The 15,516-nt window shown below is 64.4% G+C and carries 14 protein-coding genes and 1 pseudogene; 11 read left to right on the forward strand and 4 right to left on the reverse strand.

From position 1 onward, the window contains the following. Positions 1-138: 138 nt before the first annotated feature. Positions 139-780: a response regulator gene (locus tag G5S35_RS28550; RefSeq protein ID WP_183039586.1), complete on the reverse strand. Its 642-nt coding sequence runs from the start codon at positions 778-780 to the stop codon at positions 139-141. Between the two features lie 216 nt (positions 781-996). Here G5S35_RS28550 and G5S35_RS28555 point away from each other — a divergent pair, with 216 nt between their 5' ends. Then, on the forward strand, positions 997-1,317 hold the full coding sequence (locus G5S35_RS28555; RefSeq protein WP_074986157.1) for a hypothetical protein: 321 nt from the start codon (positions 997-999) through the stop codon (positions 1,315-1,317). A gap of 243 nt (positions 1,318-1,560) precedes the next feature. Here G5S35_RS28555 and G5S35_RS28560 read toward each other — a convergent pair whose 3' ends face one another. Further along, on the reverse strand, positions 1,561-2,100 hold the full coding sequence (locus tag G5S35_RS28560; protein ID WP_183039587.1) for a cytochrome b: 540 nt from the start codon (positions 2,098-2,100) through the stop codon (positions 1,561-1,563). Positions 2,101-2,384: 284 nt separating this feature from the next. Here G5S35_RS28560 and G5S35_RS28565 point away from each other — a divergent pair, with 284 nt between their 5' ends. The 6 genes and pseudogenes from G5S35_RS28565 (at position 2,385) to ppsA (ending at position 10,937) form a co-directional block, all read left to right on the forward strand. Beyond that, on the forward strand, positions 2,385-4,676 hold the full coding sequence (locus G5S35_RS28565) for a heavy metal translocating P-type ATPase (RefSeq protein ID WP_183039588.1): 2,292 nt from the start codon (positions 2,385-2,387) through the stop codon (positions 4,674-4,676). Positions 4,677-4,924: 248 nt separating this feature from the next. Further along, positions 4,925-5,383, forward strand: coding sequence for a peptidase associated/transthyretin-like domain-containing protein (locus G5S35_RS28570; protein WP_156773757.1), 459 nt, complete (start codon positions 4,925-4,927; stop codon positions 5,381-5,383). A gap of 52 nt (positions 5,384-5,435) precedes the next feature. After that, complete coding sequence (locus G5S35_RS28575) at positions 5,436-6,335, forward strand: universal stress protein (RefSeq protein WP_183039589.1); 900 nt, start codon at positions 5,436-5,438, stop codon at positions 6,333-6,335. Positions 6,336-6,650: 315 nt separating this feature from the next. Further along, a pseudogene (locus G5S35_RS28580) lies at positions 6,651-7,594 on the forward strand (1-phosphofructokinase family hexose kinase). A 440-nt stretch (positions 7,595-8,034) separates the two neighbouring features. Beyond that, the gene (locus G5S35_RS28585) at positions 8,035-8,484 is read left to right on the forward strand and encodes a universal stress protein (RefSeq protein ID WP_110328671.1); all 450 of its coding nucleotides are present in this window, start codon (positions 8,035-8,037) and stop codon (positions 8,482-8,484) included. Further along, the gene (gene ppsA / locus G5S35_RS28590; RefSeq protein WP_183039590.1) at positions 8,433-10,937 is read left to right on the forward strand and encodes a phosphoenolpyruvate synthase; all 2,505 of its coding nucleotides are present in this window, start codon (positions 8,433-8,435) and stop codon (positions 10,935-10,937) included. The genes G5S35_RS28585 and ppsA overlap by 52 nt, the downstream gene beginning before the upstream one ends. A 124-nt stretch (positions 10,938-11,061) precedes the next feature. On the opposite strand, the gene G5S35_RS28595 is transcribed toward ppsA, so the two are convergent. Beyond that, positions 11,062-11,292 carry a ChaB family protein gene (locus G5S35_RS28595; RefSeq protein WP_234774610.1) on the reverse strand — a complete coding sequence of 77 codons (231 nt, stop codon included), beginning with the start codon at positions 11,290-11,292 and terminating at the stop codon, positions 11,062-11,064. 246 nt (positions 11,293-11,538) lie between these two features. Here G5S35_RS28595 and G5S35_RS28600 point away from each other — a divergent pair, with 246 nt between their 5' ends. Next, positions 11,539-12,036 (forward strand): hypothetical protein, encoded by a 498-nt coding sequence (locus tag G5S35_RS28600; protein WP_110328669.1) that lies wholly within the window; start codon positions 11,539-11,541, stop codon positions 12,034-12,036. A 42-nt stretch (positions 12,037-12,078) separates the two neighbouring features. Then, positions 12,079-14,019 carry an ATP-dependent zinc metalloprotease FtsH gene (ftsH, locus tag G5S35_RS28605; RefSeq protein WP_183039591.1) on the forward strand — a complete coding sequence of 647 codons (1,941 nt, stop codon included), beginning with the start codon at positions 12,079-12,081 and terminating at the stop codon, positions 14,017-14,019. A gap of 32 nt (positions 14,020-14,051) precedes the next feature. On the opposite strand, the gene G5S35_RS28610 is transcribed toward ftsH, so the two are convergent. Continuing rightward, complete coding sequence (locus G5S35_RS28610) at positions 14,052-14,279, reverse strand: sigma factor-like helix-turn-helix DNA-binding protein (protein ID WP_074986177.1); 228 nt, start codon at positions 14,277-14,279, stop codon at positions 14,052-14,054. Here G5S35_RS28610 and G5S35_RS40070 point away from each other — a divergent pair. Continuing rightward, positions 14,278-14,412 (forward strand): hypothetical protein, encoded by a 135-nt coding sequence (locus tag G5S35_RS40070; protein ID WP_272904514.1) that lies wholly within the window; start codon positions 14,278-14,280, stop codon positions 14,410-14,412. The two genes, G5S35_RS28610 and G5S35_RS40070, sit on opposite strands and share 2 nt — an antisense overlap. A gap of 571 nt (positions 14,413-14,983) precedes the next feature. After that, a complete protein-coding gene (locus G5S35_RS28615; RefSeq protein WP_183039592.1) occupies positions 14,984-15,469 on the forward strand; it encodes a hypothetical protein in 486 nt (161 codons plus the stop codon). The last annotated feature ends 47 nt before the right edge of the window (positions 15,470-15,516 follow it).

Here is a 15,516-nt window from a genome sequence, read left to right on the forward strand (position 1 = left end):
CGCCGGTCATCCCTTGCGTAATGCTCAGGGAACCTGAATATTGTGGGCGGAAGATAAAGGCGAAGAACCCGATTGAAGCGAATCAGTTTGTCGCGCGGGACTGGTCATGTGCTGCGCTCAGCCAGAGCAGCGTCACCCTCATGGATCGTCGTCGGGCACGAGCTTGTAGGCAATCGCATAACGGATAACATCGATATCGTTGCGAAGTTCCATCTTCCTGATGATGTTTGCGCGATGAGTGCTGACGGTTTTCTGACTGATATCCATGCTGGTCGCTATTTCGACTCCGGATTGCCCGCACGCAATGCGTTGAAAAATGCGCATTTCAGTCGCTGTTAGCCTCTCGTGGGGAAGTCCACGCGATGTTGCGGCATCGACTTGCGTTTCAATACGACCTGAAAGGTTGATATATACCCCACCGCCAGCAATTTTCCGCAGCGCCGCGATCAGTTCATGTGCCGGACTGTTCTTCGTCACGAAACCTGAAGCCCCCGCTGCGAGGCATTCGCGGGCAACACCAGGGTCTGAGTATTTCGTCACCACCAGGACTTTCGGAGATTGGACTGAGCGTCGAATTTCGCGGATCAGATGTTCGCCGCGCAAGCCGCTCATTGCTAGACCAAGAGTCAGTATGTCTGGAGAGGCGTGTGTGACCAGACGAAGCGTCCCGTCGCCGTCCGATGCCTCGCCGACAATGTCGAAACCGCCTGCCAATTCCAGCGCGCTTCGGATTCCTACGCGGATGATCGCGTGTTCGTCAGCTATGCCAACCCTGATCATGACGCGCTCCATGGTTCCGCGACTATGCGGGTAGATTCAGACTGTATCGCCAGAAGATGGGCGAGGCAACCAGGTCCGATACAGAGGGGATTCTGTATACTTTTTGGCCGGCGTGCATTTCGTGAAACAGTTGTTGCGCTATGCAATTGAAAGGCACAGACTCGGGCAAACCCTTCCAGTCGAAGGTGAATAGTATGGGGGGATATGGGACTCGGAATGGATGTGGCCTGCGTCGGCTTTGAGAAAACGCGGGAAATCGAATCTGCGGCAGCGCAGGCCCTTTTAAAACTGCTCCACTTCGCTAATGAAGTCACGCATTGCAGTCTCACGATAACGCGCTCGGAGTCAATCTATCTCACGACGCTCGAGGTCTTCGCGAGCAAAAGGCAGCGGGTTTTTACCCAGAAGTACAGTGGCGATACTCTGCTGCCTTTGATCGAGCAGGTTTTCACTGAAACCGAAGCTCGGCTGTCCGCTTTTATTTTTCGCCAGGCAACAACCTGTTCATCGGCAGCGGACCTCGCCCGGGGCACCTGAATACGCCAAACAAGGCAAGCAGCACCACCACAAACAGGATTGACCGTGTCGCCACGGCGCATCTCTCAGCGGACAGGCCTCTCGTTTTTTATTCTGATTTTCCGCCGCGGCGCCACGCGTGACGCATGTCAAACTGCCGAGGCAATAGCGAGGATCGATTAAAGGCACTAAATGAAAAACGGCTCGTTCCTTTTGCAGGAAACGAGCCATTGGCAAACTGTTGACGCGATGACCGGATGGCGATTACCCGGTTATCCGTTGTAGCACCTTATCCTTCAGCACGAAACGGTGGAACAGTGCTGCGCCGACATGCACGCCGATCAGCACCAGCAGCGCCCAGGCGAGCGCGCCATGGATGTCTCCCATCGCATGTCCGGCGGTTGATCCGGTGGGCACGAGCGCTGGCAACGGTAGTGCGCCGAAGACCGTCTCTTTCCACCCTCGCGACGATGCGTTGGCCCAGCCAAGCAGCGGAACCGCAATCAGCGCGGCATAAAGCAGGAAGTGCGTGGAGCGAGAAACGGTGGCCAGCAGCGGCGGCAGTGTGCCCGGAGGTGGCCTGTGCGTGACGCGCCAGACGACCCGTACAGCCATGGCCGCAATGAGTGCCGTACCAATCGCAAGGTGCCACGCAATGAGTCCGACCGGTTGCGTATCGCGGTGCACGTCGGGCATCGTCCAGGCCACGACGAATTGAGCAGCAACCAGGACGACAATCGACCAGTGAAGAAGTCGGGCAACGAGTCCGTAGGTCTCGTCGCCGTTTTGCTTGATGGCAGACATCGTCACTCCTTGAAGAGTTTGGAACGTGTGTAGCGTGTATCTTGCACGAGAAGCCTTATCCAACGCTTAAGAGACCGCCCGCTGCGCGAACCTCGCAGGGTTTCGTCGCAAGGACGCCTGTTTGCAAACGAGTCTGGATTCAGATCGGAGTCGTCGGCGTCCCGCCTGGTTTGACGCCAGTCAAGAGGTGCTAAGAACCGGTTAATACACTGTGTCAGGCACACCTTACAGTCGTCCGGAAATTCGTACCGCAATCTGCCTCGAGAGAACCTGGTGGTTTCGCCATGCGACGTCTATTGCGTTCCATCGACTTCGTCCTTCTGCTCATCACGGCCCTGGGTCTGATAGGCGGCCTCATGCTGACGGCATTCGGCCGAGGCGTGATCGCCCACGCGGTATGGACCGTCGGGGCAGCGCCGGTCCTGCTGGCGTTGTCGATTTCCATTTTCCAGGCGTTGCGGCGCCGCGAAGCAGGCATCGATGTCCTCGCGCTGCTCGCCATAGGCTTTGCGCTGGCACTCGGCGAATTCCTTACCGCCGCGGTGATCGCGCTCATGCTGGCGAGTGGACGCGCGCTCGAACACTATGCACACGAGCGGGCGCGACGAGAAATGACGGCGCTGCTCGCGCACGCGCCGCACTACGCCAATCGCTTCGAAGGCGGCGAGTGGCTTCGCGTGGAGTTGGACGCCGTTGTTCCGGGCGATCGGTTACTGGTGCGAAGCGGCGAGTTTGTACCGGTCGATGGCACGCTCGCTGGCCACGCGCAGCTGGACGAATCCGCACTCACGGGCGAGTCCGTGCTCCAGTCGCGCCCGCCCGGGGAGGCCGTGCCCAGCGGCGTAGTCAACGCGGGAGCGCCGTTCGAAATGGTGGCCGCAGCGGCAGCCAGCGATAGCACGTTTGCCGGGATCGTCCGCATGGTGCAGTCAGCGCAGCAAGGCCGCAGTCCCGCGGCGCGCCTCGCCGACCGCTATGCACTGCTTTTTATCCCCGTCGCCCTGTTGCTTGCCGGAGCGAGCTGGCTTGTCACCGGCAACGTCGAGCGGGCGCTGGCGGTTCTCGTCGTTGCAACCCCATGCCCGCTGATCCTCGCGGTGCCCGTGGCAGTCGTCTCAGGCATGTCGCGTTGCGCAAAGCGCGGCGTACTCGTCAAAAGCGGCGGCGCGCTGGAGCGTCTCGCTCAGGCAGGCATCCTGTTTTTCGACAAGACCGGCACGCTGACGGGCGGCCATGCTCGTCTGGTCGCGGTCGTCACGGATCCCGGGACAACGGCGGACAGCGTGTTGCGGTTTGCCGCTTCGCTTGCTCAAGCGTCGGGGCATGTGATTTCCCAGGGGGTAACCACGGCCGCACGCGAACGCAAGCTCTCGCTTGCCGTGCCAGCCCGTGTTGTCGAACAGCCCGGCGCGGGACTGACGGGGGAGATCGACGGTCAGGTGGTTGCGATCGGCTCGTTTGCCTATGTATCGACGGTCGCGACGCCGGCGCCCTGGAGCAAGGCCTTCCTTCAGCGCGTTGCCAGCGAAGGCGCCTCGGCCGTGTTCGTGGGCGTCGACGGTGTCATGGCGGGCGCCATTCAGATGGCGGACCAGATCCGCCTGGAGACGCCACGAGCGCTGAGGTTGCTGCGTCAGGAAGGTATCCGGCGGCTCATCATGCTCACCGGCGACAGACGCGACGTGGCCGAAACCATCGGTGCAATGCTCGGCGTCACCGAAGTGTGCGCAGAGCAAACGCCCGCGGACAAGCTCGCCGCTATCCACGCCGCTCGAGCGCAAGGCACGGTCATCATGGTCGGCGACGGCATCAACGACGCTCCTGCACTCGCGGCCGCCGACGTCGGGATCGCGATGGGCGCGCGCGGGGCCGCTGCGTCATCGGAGGCCGCAGACATCGTGCTGCTCGTAGACCGCCTGGATCGCCTCGTGGAGGCATTGAGAGTGGCTCGCCGTACCCGACGGATCGCGATGCAGAGCGTGGTGACCGGCATGGTGCTTTCGATTGCGGCCATGGTGGTTGCGGCCCTCGGCTATTTGCAGCCCCTGGCGGGCGCGATGGTTCAGGAGCTTATCGACGTGGGTGTCATCGCGAATGCACTGCGGGCGCTGCGGATACGCGCCACGGCGACGACCGGTAGTCTCGCGCGGGACGATGCGGACCGTCTGAAAGCCGGTCACGTCGAACTCGGGCCGGTGATCGAACAGATCCGGAAGCTGGCGGACGAGTTACCGCGACTGCCGCGAACGACGATTGCAAGCGCGCTCGAGAGCGTGAACGCGTCGCTGTCCCGAGAGCTGGTTCCGCACGAACAGCGCGACGATGCGCAGGTGTATCCGGATCTCGCGCGCCTGCTCGGTGGAGAAGATCCGATGGCGGCAATGAGCGGCACGCATCGGGAAATATTTCGCCTTGCCCGTCTGCTTGGACAGATGACGGCGGAGATACCGAGCGAGGGCCCCGACGCGGACAGCATTCAGGAATTCCAGCGACTACTGTACGGACTGGACGCGATTGTGCGCTTGCACTGTACGCAGGAGGATGAACTGTTCCACGCGCTCGATGAGGGCGCCTAGAAACGCAACGGGTGTCCATACAAACAACCGGTCGGTTCTTCAAGCGTGCCGATGGATCACGCCCCGGCCACGTTCGGCCACGGAGCGACGGGGCGAGCGGAGGAGGCGCGCTGTTCGAGTTTGTGACAGGAACGGCAGCGCCAATTGATGCATATCAATTGCCGTTCGAGCGACATTTCTATTCTTGCTTCATCGATGCCACGCCGAGCACCGGGTCGTGGCGCAGTTCAAGCGAATGGAGCCCGTTCATGTTCACGCTTTTCCGCTTTTACGCCTTCCTCCTCTTTGCCGGACTGGTCGTTTTTTCCGGAAGCGTGGACGCAATGCCGGCGTCTGCACCCGTCCGGCACAACGGCATCAGCTACATCACAGGGGGCATTGGCCAAACCGAAGTCGAAGCGTTCAGAGCGCAGGCTCAACAGTACAACCTGCGCATGACCTTCACGACGAAGTCGGGTGCGTTCCTGTCCGATGTCGACGTGAGCATCTGGAATATGTCGCGTCATCGTGTTCTGCGAGTGCGCACGGAAGGGCCGTTCCTGTTTGTCCGCCTGCCCGCGGGCCGCTACCAGATCGAAATTCATCTTGGCCCGCAGAGTGCGACGAAGGCGGTGCAGGTTCCTGCGCGCGGAGGATCAGAGGCGATTTTCCGTCTTGACGATCCCGACACCTGCGGTGTGATTCTCCTGTGCAAACAGGCGCGATAGTCCGCGTAAAACCGCACGAGTCCGTCGGGCGGACATCTCAAGGACTTGACGCATGTCGCTGAGAATATGCATCGCCATCGATTCGTCAGAAGCTTCCCGCGAGGCGCTGAGGTTCGTTCGCGACATCGCGCCGATTGGGAGCATCGTCCGCCTCGTTAGCGTGGTGGTGGGCGAAGCGTCGATTCTGCCGCCCGGAGGCGCCACGATTCCGGTTCTGGATTCCTTGCAGGAAGAACGGGTTCGCGAGGCGAAGCGCGTGCTCGCGAACGCGACGGACTATCTCGCGCGCGCCGGCATTCGAGCGGAGACTCAGACGATCGAACTGCCCGGACGCGACACCGATATCGGCCGCGCAATCGTGACGTCGGCGGCTTCGTGGCAGGCCGATCTGCTTGTCGTCGGCGCGCGGCAGCATCGGCAATGGTTGCGATGGCTTGAAGGAAGCGTCTCCGGGGCATTGACGCGTTTGCACCGGTGTCCGCTATTGATCGTCCCCCTTTCCGGGGCGCAAGCCGAACACGATCGGCCGACACGCATCCTCTTTGCGGTTGATTCCGCTGAGGACGCACGACATTGCATGGCCTATGGACTGCGCCTCGCGACGCGAGCCTCGCATCTGCGCGCAGTGAACGTTGCTGCACCGGCTCCCGTTTGGCCAGTGGCGCACGATGCACCGGACGTCGGGCGCGCAGCGAAAGCGCTGGTCGCGGCAAAACAGTGTCTCCAGCGGGCTTCGGACAACGTGACGACGGCCACCATCGGCGCGGCGGAAACGAGCGACGACATTGCGCGCGTGCTGGTGCGGGAGGCGGTGGAATGGGCCGCTGATCTGCTGGTGATGGGGATGCACAGCAGCGGGGGGCTGACTCATCTGGTGGTCGGCAGTGTCGCCAAAGAGGTCGCGCGTCTCACGCGGACGCCACTGCTGCTGGTTGACGCTCCGGCTCCTTGAATCCCCGTGTTTGATTGATCCACTTTGGTCGTACCGCAAACGATGCGGCCGTGAAGGCCGGCGTTCATGGATTCGCGATGTCGCGTTTAGCGCGCATTGCGGGCAGGGTTTCGACGTTGTCGTCCGCCGCTTGCGCAGGTATGTCGACGGCGGTTATGTCGAAGCGCCTTGCATTCGATAGAAGCGGCCCGTTTGCGTGGCACGTCTTCAGTACGTCGCGCAGCGGGGCGCGTTCCAATGAGGCGCTGCTGACACTGCCGCAAGCATTTTCTGGACACCGCAGGCAAACGCCTGCACAAGGGAAGGGGGGCGCAGGTGATCGAGATCGTGACACTGACACTGAATCCTGCCGTCGATCTCTCGACGGCAGTGGAGCGGGTCGTCGATACGCACAAGCTGCGCTGCGACGCCGCGTGCCGATACCCGGGCGGCGGCGGCATCAATGTCGCCCGCGTGATCCAGCGGCTCGACGGAAGGGAGGCGAACTGCCTCGCTCTCTATCTGGCGGGCGGCTCATCCGGGAGCCAGCTCGAACAGATGCTGACGGCGGAGCGCGTCAGCAGCCGGCGGCTGCGCATTGCGGGTGAAACGCGCGAGAACTTCTCCGTGAGCGAGCGCGCCACGGGCCGCGAGTTTCGCTTCGTTCTGCCCGGCCCGCAGATCAACGCCGATGAGTGGGCGGCCCTGTTCGCGGTGCTCGATGCGTTAATGCCCGCGCCGCGCTATCTCGTGCTGAGCGGGAGTCTGCCGCCCGGATTGCCGGCCAGGGCCTATGCCGATCTGACCCGCTATGCCCATCTGCGTGGCACGCGCGTGGTGCTCGATACATCGGGGCCGGCGCTCGCGCTCGCACTCGAAGCGGGTGTCTACCTCGTGAAGCCCAGCCTCGGCGAACTGGCCGCACTGGCAGGAAAGCCGCTTGCCGACGAAACCGATTGGCTGTCGGCCGCCCGTCGTCTGGTCGAGGAGCAGCGCGCGCAGATCGTTGCGTTGACCTTGGGGAACGCGGCGCGCTGCTTGTCTCGTCCGAGGAAACCCTGCGCGTGCAAGCGCTGCCTTTGGCCGTATTGAGTGCAACCGGCGCCGGTGACAGTTTTCTGGCCGGCCTGCTGGTGGCGCTGCGTCGCGGCGACAGCTTGCGGGATGCCGCGCGTCTCGCTCAGGCTGCGGCCTCTGCCACGCTGCTCAAGAGCGGCACGGCGCTGTGCGACGCGGATGAAGTGAAGCGGCTGCACGCCGCCATCCGGGATGCGGCCTGACGCCTTGCCGCGCCTGTTCAGACGGCGCCTGACCGGCGAAGCCACAGCGGCACGACCACGGTCGCCTATTTGAGCAGCGCGCAACGCCGTGGAGCCTTTGTCCTTCCACGCCGGACGACGACAGGCGTCCGTCACGGCGAAATCGCGGGAGCTCGACGCCACCCCCGAGAGCAGGCTGTCGCCGGCGGCTCCGTCCGTATCGCTGATTGCTTCCACAAAACTGATGTTGACCCGATGGCGGGCCGGCAAGATGCCGGCTCGCCTGCCTACGCTGCGGACTCTCGCCAGGTTCATCAAACGCCCGTCCGGATGCGCACGGCCACGCGCTCCGTTCGGCCCCGTTTGTCTCTTGACGCAAGTCAATGCCGCGGCGCGGCCCAACCCGATGATGAAAAGCACGCAAGACCACACGGGCGTGACATCCCGATTCAGGAGCCGACATGTATGACAGGATTCTGGTGGCGTTCGACGGCAGCGAGACGTCGAGACACGCGCTCGCCGAGGCGCTGCGCGTCGCTCGCCTGACAGGCGCGCAACTCTACGTCGCGCATGTGATCGACATTCTGGCGCCCTTCGGCATGGGGCTGACCTACGTGCCGGCGGACCTGATCGCCGCCTACCGCGAAGGCGCGCGCAGGGTGCTTGAAGTGGCGCGCGCCGAAGCAAAGGGCGCGGGCGTGAGATGCGAGACGGAGCTGCTGGAACTGCAAAGCGTCACCGACAGCGTGGCGGACTGCCTGAACCGCTGCGCCACGCGCGTGGGCGCGCAACTCGTCGTGCTCGGCACGCATGGCCGTCGCGGCGTGCGACGCGCCGTTCTCGGCAGTATCGCCGAGGAATGTGTGCGCGTGACCGACTGCCCGGTGCTGCTCGTGCGGGGTGCCTTGTGAGCGCCGGCGCCTCTTCCGCCGTGGTCTGGCTCGCGGAAGTCACGCGCGCCGATCTCGGGTGTGTCGGCGGCAAGAACGCGTCGCTCGGCGAACTGATTGCGCGGCTCACGCCACAGGGCATTAAGGTGCCGCCCGGTTTCGCGACCACGGCGCAGGCGTATCGTGACTTTGTCGCGGCAAACCGGCTCGATGAAGTGATCGCCGCCGCGCTCGACGATCTGGAGACCGGGCGCCGCACGCTCGCGGAAACGGGTACACGCATCCGCGCGGCGGTCTTGCGAGGAGAATGGCCGGCGGCGATCGCGGACGCTATCGCCGCTGCCTATACGGAGTTGAGCCGCCAGAGCGGCCAGGACGTGCTGAGCGTTGCCGTGCGCTCCAGCGCAACCGCCGAGGATCTGCCCGAGGCGAGCTTCGCGGGGCAGTTCGAGACCTTCCTGAACGTGTCCGGCGCCGCCGCCGTGCTCGACGCATGCCGGCGCTGCTACGCCTCGCTCTACACCGACCGGGCGATCAGCTACCGTCAGGCCAGGGGTTTCAACACGCTCAAGGTCGCGGTGTCGGTGGGCGTGCAGCAGATGGTGCGCGCCGACCTCGGCGGCGCGGGCGTCATGTTCTCGATCGATACCGAGACCGGCTTCGATCGCGTCGTCCTGATCGATGCGGCCTGGGGCCTCGGTGAGAACGTGGTGCAGGGCGCGGTGGATCCGGACGAATACGAGGTATTCAAGCCGCTGCTGAAAGACCCTGCGTTGGCGCCCATCGTCGGCAAGAAGTGCGGCGCCAAGGCGATCAAGATGATCTGCACACCCAGCCGCATGCAGCCGACCAAGAGCGTGCGGACCTCGCTGGCCGAGCGCCGCGCCTGGGTGCTCAACGACGATGAAATCCTGAAGCTGGCGCGCTGGGCCTGTCTGATCGAGACGCACTATGGCTGTGCGATGGACATGGAGTGGGCGCGGGACGGCGCGACGGGCGAGCTCTTCATCGTGCAGGCGCGTCCGGAAACCGTGCAGTCGCGCCGCGATGCCGCAAGCATCAAGACCTGGCATCTCGACAGGAGCGGGCCGAAGCTGCTTTCGGGCGTCAGCGTCGGCGAGGCGATAGGCGCGGGCGAAGTCTGCGTGATCGAGCAGCCTCGCGACATGGCGCGCTTCGTGGACGGCGCGGTGCTGGTCGCGCAGACCACCGACCCCGACTGGGTGCCGATCATGCGGCGCGCGTCGGCGATTGTCACCGACCATGGCGGACGCACCTCGCACGCGGCGATCGTGAGCCGCGAACTGGGCTTGCCGGCGATCGTCGGGAGCGGCAATGCCACGCGCGTGCTGCGCAACCGCCAGAAGGTCACCGTGAGTTGCGCACAGGGCGAGGAAGGTGAGGTCTATGAGGGCATCGCCGACTTTCACGCGGACGAGATCGACTTCTCGAGCTTGCCGCCCACGCGTACCGGCATCATGCTCAACTTCGCGAATCCGATGGCGGCGTTTCGCTGGTGGCGCCTGCCCGCCGATGGGGTGGGACTCGCGCGCATGGAGTTCGTGATCGGCAACCAGATTCGCGTTCATCCCATGGCGCTGGTTCACTATGACCAGTTGAAGGACGAACAGGCAAAGCGCACGATTCGCAACCTCAGCGCGGGCTACGCGGACAAGACGGCCTATTTCGTGGACCACCTTTCGCGGGCGCTTGGGCGCATCGCGGCCGCGCAGTTTCCGCGTCCCGTGATCGTGCGCATGAGCGACTTCAAGACCAACGAGTACGCGAACCTCGTGGGCGGCGCCCAGTTCGAGCCGCGCGAAGCCAATCCGATGCTTGGTTTTCGCGGCGCCTCGCGCTATTACTCGCCGCTGTACCGTGAAGGATTCGCACTCGAATGTCGTGCGATCCGGCGCCTGCGCGAAACCATGGGCTTCACCAACGTCATCGTGATGATCCCGTTCTGCCGTACGCCCGAGGAGGCCGACCGTGTGCTGGAGGTCATGAAGGGGAACGGGCTGGAGCGCGGGCGCGATGGCCTGGAGATTTATGTGATGTGCGAGATTCCGTCCAACGTGGTGCTCGCCCGGGAGTTCGCGAAGCGCTTCGACGGCTTCTCGATCGGCAGCAACGACCTCACGCAGCTCACGCTCGGCGTGGACCGCGACTCGGCGCAACTGGCGGGCCTTTTCGACGAGCAGAACGACGCGCTCAAGTGGATGGTGCGCACCGTGATCGAAGAAGCCCATCGATGCGGGGCGAAGGTCGGGTTGTGCGGCGAGGCGCCCGCGCATCATCCCGAGTTTGCCGCGTTCCTGGTCGAATGCGGGATCGATTCGATTTCGGTGAGCCCCGACAGCTTCGTGGCGATCAAGCGTGCCGTCGCGGCCCGCGAGGCGGCGCACGATGCGGACCTTGTCGTGCCGGCAGGCGAGGCGTCGCGCCGCGCCCATGGGGTCGAAATCACGCCTTAGCCGTCTTTTCAATTGGGGCGGCTCATGCACGGCCCGGTTGCCCCCGATACTCGCTGAAAAGAGCGGCGGCGCAGGGGTGGCAATCGCCTCACGCCGCTTTCATGCCCCGGACAGGGCCGACCCTTCAGCGCGGCACCCACCAGGTATCCGATGTACCCGTCCGGACATAGAGGCGCTTGACGGCGGCCCAGGCGATCCGGCGCGCCGCTTCTTCCTGGCGTGGGTCCGATGCGTGGGCGGCCCACGCATGGTTGAAGGCGGCACGAAAAATATCCTGTGCGTGCGACGGCAAATGATTGCGGACGCTCGCGGGCAAATCGTCGTTCGTTGCGTAAGGCATGGCGAAGGTGCGCATCGCGCGGGAAGTCAATCGGGCAATCAGAAGACTGGCGCGCGCCGCGAGGGCGGCCTCTGATGCAGATCAAGCAAGGCAGCGCACGCGGGATCGCCATCGTGGCTATTTCGGATGCTGATCTCGGCTGATGCAGGTCAATTTTGCGGAGGACCGGTTCGCTAGATTGAACAAGGATGGGATTCGACGAACGGATCAGGGCCTGGTGCGTCGTGAATCCGGCACGCTTTGATTGATCAGGAGAATGACATGAGCCCTATTGCTCCAGACACGCCGCTTCAACCCGTTTTCCTGTCGGACATGGGCGCGCGCATGGTGCAGATCGGTTTCGATCAACTCGCGTCCGCGCTGGCGTTCCAGGCGAAGTGCCTCGATCGCGACCGCACTGCCGCGCAGCACCTGTGCGAGGTATGGATGCAGGCGCGCACCCACGATACGGGGGCCGTCGCGCAGGCGTGGCAAACGATGACGCGCGAGTATCTTGCGGCGTGCGTGGCCTTGTGGGGGCAAGGGATGGTGGCCGCCGCGAAAACCCAGGCGTCTTATGGCGCGATGCTTCGCGACACGGTGCTCGGCGCCCGGAAGGTGTGGTTGACGGGTGCGCCGGGCCTGGCGACAACGCCGGCCGGAACCGGCGCGCAGTCGGCGGACTGGATGGCATATCTCGCGTCGTTGACAGCCACGTACCCGGACGGCGAGGCGCGCCCCGCCACGTCGCTGCACCACGCGAGATCGGCAGGGGCGTGATCGCCGAACGCCTGCCCCTGCGCAACGAGGGGAGAGCTCAGTATGGAGAAGAAGTTCGATTACGGCAGCATCGCTTTCTTTGTCGGGCTGCTGTTGATGGTGGCGCTGCAATTGTTCTGGTCCACGCCTTCCGTGCCCCAGATGGCGTACAGCGACTTCGTGCGCCTGCTCGACGCGCATCAGGTCGACAATCTCGTGATCAGCCCGACGCGCATCACCGGCGAACTGCGCTCGGAACACGCCAGGGCGACCCTGCCTGCGTCGGAGGCCGCGAGCTTTGGAGACGGGCCGGCGCCTTATCCTTTTGCGACGGTCCGTGTCGCCGACGACGCGCTGTCGGGCCGCCTCGGCGCCGCCGGCGTGCGCTATAGCGGCGCAGTCGACAGCAACTGGGGCAGCGCGCTGCTCGGCTGGCTCGCGCCGCTCGTGCTCTTCGTGATCGTGTGGCAGGTCATGTCGCGGCGGGGCGGCGGCGCGCGCGATTTCATGGGCATTGGCAGAAGCGGCGCGCAGGTCTATGTCCAGCGCGACACGGGCGCGACCTTCAACGACATCGCGGGCATCGACGAAGCGAAAAAAGAGCTGCAACAGATCGTGTCGTTCCTGTGCCATCCGGAGCGCTATCGCCGGCTCGGCGGCAAGATACCGAAAGGCATCCTGATCGTCGGCGCGCCCGGCACCGGCAAGACGCTGCTCGCCAAGGCGCTCGCGGGCGAGGCGGGCGTGCCGTTCTTTTCCATCAGCGGTTCGTCGTTCGTGGAAATGTTCGTCGGCGTCGGGGCGGCGCGGGTACGCGACCTGTTCGAGCAGGCGCAGCGGCAGGCGCCGTGCATCGTGTTCATCGACGAACTCGATGCGCTCGGCAAGGTGCGCGGGGCGAACCTCATGTCGGGCAACGACGAACGCGAACAGACGCTCAACCAGTTGCTCGTCGAAATGGACGGCTTCGAGGCCAATGCCGGTGTCATCCTGCTGGCGGCGACCAACCGGCCCGAAACACTCGATCCCGCGCTGCTGCGCCCGGGGCGTTTCGATCGCCATATCGCCATTGACCGTCCGGACCTGACCGGACGCCGACAGATCCTGGCTGTGCATACGCGCAAGGTGCCGCTGGCACCGGATGTCGATCTGGATGAGCTGGCGGCGCGCACGCCCGGCTGCGTGGGCGCCGACCTCGCCAACATCGTGAACGAGGCCGCGCTGCACGCCGCCGAAGCCGACCGCGCGACGGTCGCCATGGCGGACTTCGACGAGGCCATCGATCGCGCGCTCGCGGGTTCCGAACGCAAGAGCCGCGTCATGAACGCGCAGGAAAAGCAGACGATCGCATGGCACGAGGCGGGACACGCGCTCGTGGCGCAAAGCCGCGCCCATTGCGATCCGGTCAAGAAGGTGTCGATCATTCCGCGCGGGGTGGCCGCGCTCGGCTATACGCAGCAGGTGCCGACCGAGGACCGCTACGTGCTCAGGCGCAGCGAACTGCTCGACCGGCTCGACGCCCTGCTGGGCGGGCGGGTTGCGGAGGAGCTGGTGTTCGGCGACGTGTCCACCGGCGCGCAAAACGATCTGGAGCGCGCGACCGCCATGGCGTGGCACATGGTGGCGCGCTACGGCATGAGCGAGCGCATCGGCCTCGCGAATTGCGCCGACCAGCCCGGGACGGCACATGCGCTCGGCGCCACGGACGGCCCGCGCTGCGGCGAGCATACGGCGCAGCGCGTCGACGACGAAGTACGCAGGCTTCTGAACGAGGCGCACGAACGGGTGGTGCAGACGCTCGCCGAACGGCGCGAGGCGCTCGACCGGATTGCGTTGCGTCTGCTCGAACGGGAAATGCTGGATCACGACGAACTGCTCGCGCTGATCGCCAACGAGCCTGAGCCGGCCGGCTGCGCGCGGCAGGGCGCGCCCGAAAGTGCGCCGGAAAGTGTGCCGGAAAGTGCGAGGTCCAAAGAAGTGGGCAACGTCGAACGCGCGGCATGAGGTGGCGCGCGAGTGCCGTTCAGGCGTTGCGTTTACGGCTCCGGATCGAGATAGTCGTGCGCGGCGCGCACGCGTTCCGACGTCCGCAACGCCTCCAGTGCCCGCTGTTCGGTGCGGCGAACCTGCTCACGCGAGATACCGGTGCGGCACGCGATTTCATCGTAGGTTTGGGGCTCGACGCCAATCCCGAAGCGCCGGCGCACGATATCCGCCTGCACGGCAGACATGTCGTCGAGCCGTGCCTGCACGAATTCGCCCATGCGCGCGCTGGCCGAGCGTATCCAGCGGCGTGGCGGTCGCAGGGTCGGGAATCAGGTCGATCAGTTCCGTTTCGCCGTCGGGCAACACGATGTCGAGCGACGACGACTCGGCGCGCACGCCGCCAAGGTCTGAGCGTTGCAGGCGTTTGTCGGTCTTCATGTCGTTCACGCAATACACCGTGAGGCTAATGGCGAGGCGTACTGACTTCCTCGTGACGGCAGCCGCCGGTTCACAAACACGAATTCGCCGCGGGCTGCCTGATGCCGTGAATCATTGTGCGTTTGCGCGCGGTTGAATAAGGGAACACCGCAGTGTGTGCCACTCGCCGCATCGGTCGATCGGATCGCGCGGCAACATCCGGGGCCAGTGAACAAGCGCGTGCGAGGCTGCACGCAAAATGACCGCTGCGGCGCATGCCCGGTGCGGCTGTCGCAGCCATGTGATTCGGATTGGGCGGCCGATTGATTTGAGTCAAGCCGACAGCCGCGGTAGCGGACACGATGGTTTCATCCGCATGGAATTGCAATTGCCATCGCGCGATGAGCGTGTACTTTCTCGCCGGACATGCAGCCGGCGACAGGATGAACTGGCGCGGTTTCGCATCGGCGAAGGCATCGTCGATATACGGTCTGCCGTATGGTCCGCAGGGACGACGGCGGGTGTGCTTCGGCTAACGCGAAATTGACACGGCACGGAGGCGCGTATGAACTGGCTGGCAGAGTACTTTTCACGCAGGACGCCCGTACTCGATGTCGCGATGTGGATCTATCCCCCGCCTGCACTCGGCCCGGAAGGGCCGGTCGTTCAGGCGCCGCATTGCTTGCCGTACCCCGGTGTCGAGCTGGCCTTCACCGCAGGCGAAGAAGTCAGGCGCGGCACACGCAGCGACGAGATACCGGCGCGCTATGCGTGGTGCGCTGAAGTCCATCAACCCGACATGTCGCGGGTGAGGGAAATGGCAAGGGGCGTGGAAAATCACGGATTCTTCCGGTCGATCGAAATTTATCCGCCTTCGCGTTACAACAACGATTGCCTCATTCGGGTCAACGATGCTTTCGCGTTCGTGCCCGTTTTCTCCGCTGATGGCGCGCCGTGCTTTTCCGGCAGTTGCATGGCGCAGCCCGGCGAGCCGTCCTCGTCGTCCAGCGTGCGTTTGCCGTGGCTTTTCCGCGGCTATATCAGCATCTAGCCGAGCAATGGGTCGACCTCAAGCTCGATGTGAAAGCGGGGCCGGCG

The organism is Paraburkholderia tropica (assembly GCF_014171495.1).
GTDB classification, from domain to species: domain Bacteria; phylum Pseudomonadota; class Gammaproteobacteria; order Burkholderiales; family Burkholderiaceae; genus Paraburkholderia; species Paraburkholderia tropica.

What these genes read in the sequence shown, in the direction of transcription:
- G5S35_RS28615 (WP_183039592.1), top strand. Translation starts at nt 14,984, where the DNA reads ATGAACTGGCTGGCAGAGTACTTTTCACGCAGGACGCCCGTACTCGAT.
- G5S35_RS28550 (WP_183039586.1), bottom strand. Translation starts at nt 780, where the DNA reads ATGATCAGGGTTGGCATAGCTGACGAACACGCGATCATCCGCGTAGGA.
- ppsA (WP_183039590.1), top strand. Translation starts at nt 8,433, where the DNA reads ATGTGTGCGCGTGACCGACTGCCCGGTGCTGCTCGTGCGGGGTGCCTT.
- G5S35_RS28555 (WP_074986157.1), top strand. Translation starts at nt 997, where the DNA reads ATGGATGTGGCCTGCGTCGGCTTTGAGAAAACGCGGGAAATCGAATCT.
- G5S35_RS28610 (WP_074986177.1), bottom strand. Translation starts at nt 14,279, where the DNA reads ATGGGCGAATTCGTGCAGGCACGGCTCGACGACATGTCTGCCGTGCAG.
- G5S35_RS28595 (WP_234774610.1), bottom strand. Translation starts at nt 11,292, where the DNA reads ATGCGCACCTTCGCCATGCCTTACGCAACGAACGACGATTTGCCCGCG.
- G5S35_RS28565 (WP_183039588.1), top strand. Translation starts at nt 2,385, where the DNA reads ATGCGACGTCTATTGCGTTCCATCGACTTCGTCCTTCTGCTCATCACG.
- G5S35_RS28585 (WP_110328671.1), top strand. Translation starts at nt 8,035, where the DNA reads ATGTATGACAGGATTCTGGTGGCGTTCGACGGCAGCGAGACGTCGAGA.
- G5S35_RS28570 (WP_156773757.1), top strand. Translation starts at nt 4,925, where the DNA reads ATGTTCACGCTTTTCCGCTTTTACGCCTTCCTCCTCTTTGCCGGACTG.
- G5S35_RS40070 (WP_272904514.1), top strand. Translation starts at nt 14,278, where the DNA reads ATGCGCGCGCTGGCCGAGCGTATCCAGCGGCGTGGCGGTCGCAGGGTC.
- G5S35_RS28600 (WP_110328669.1), top strand. Translation starts at nt 11,539, where the DNA reads ATGAGCCCTATTGCTCCAGACACGCCGCTTCAACCCGTTTTCCTGTCG.
- ftsH (WP_183039591.1), top strand. Translation starts at nt 12,079, where the DNA reads ATGGAGAAGAAGTTCGATTACGGCAGCATCGCTTTCTTTGTCGGGCTG.
- G5S35_RS28560 (WP_183039587.1), bottom strand. Translation starts at nt 2,100, where the DNA reads ATGTCTGCCATCAAGCAAAACGGCGACGAGACCTACGGACTCGTTGCC.
- G5S35_RS28575 (WP_183039589.1), top strand. Translation starts at nt 5,436, where the DNA reads ATGTCGCTGAGAATATGCATCGCCATCGATTCGTCAGAAGCTTCCCGC.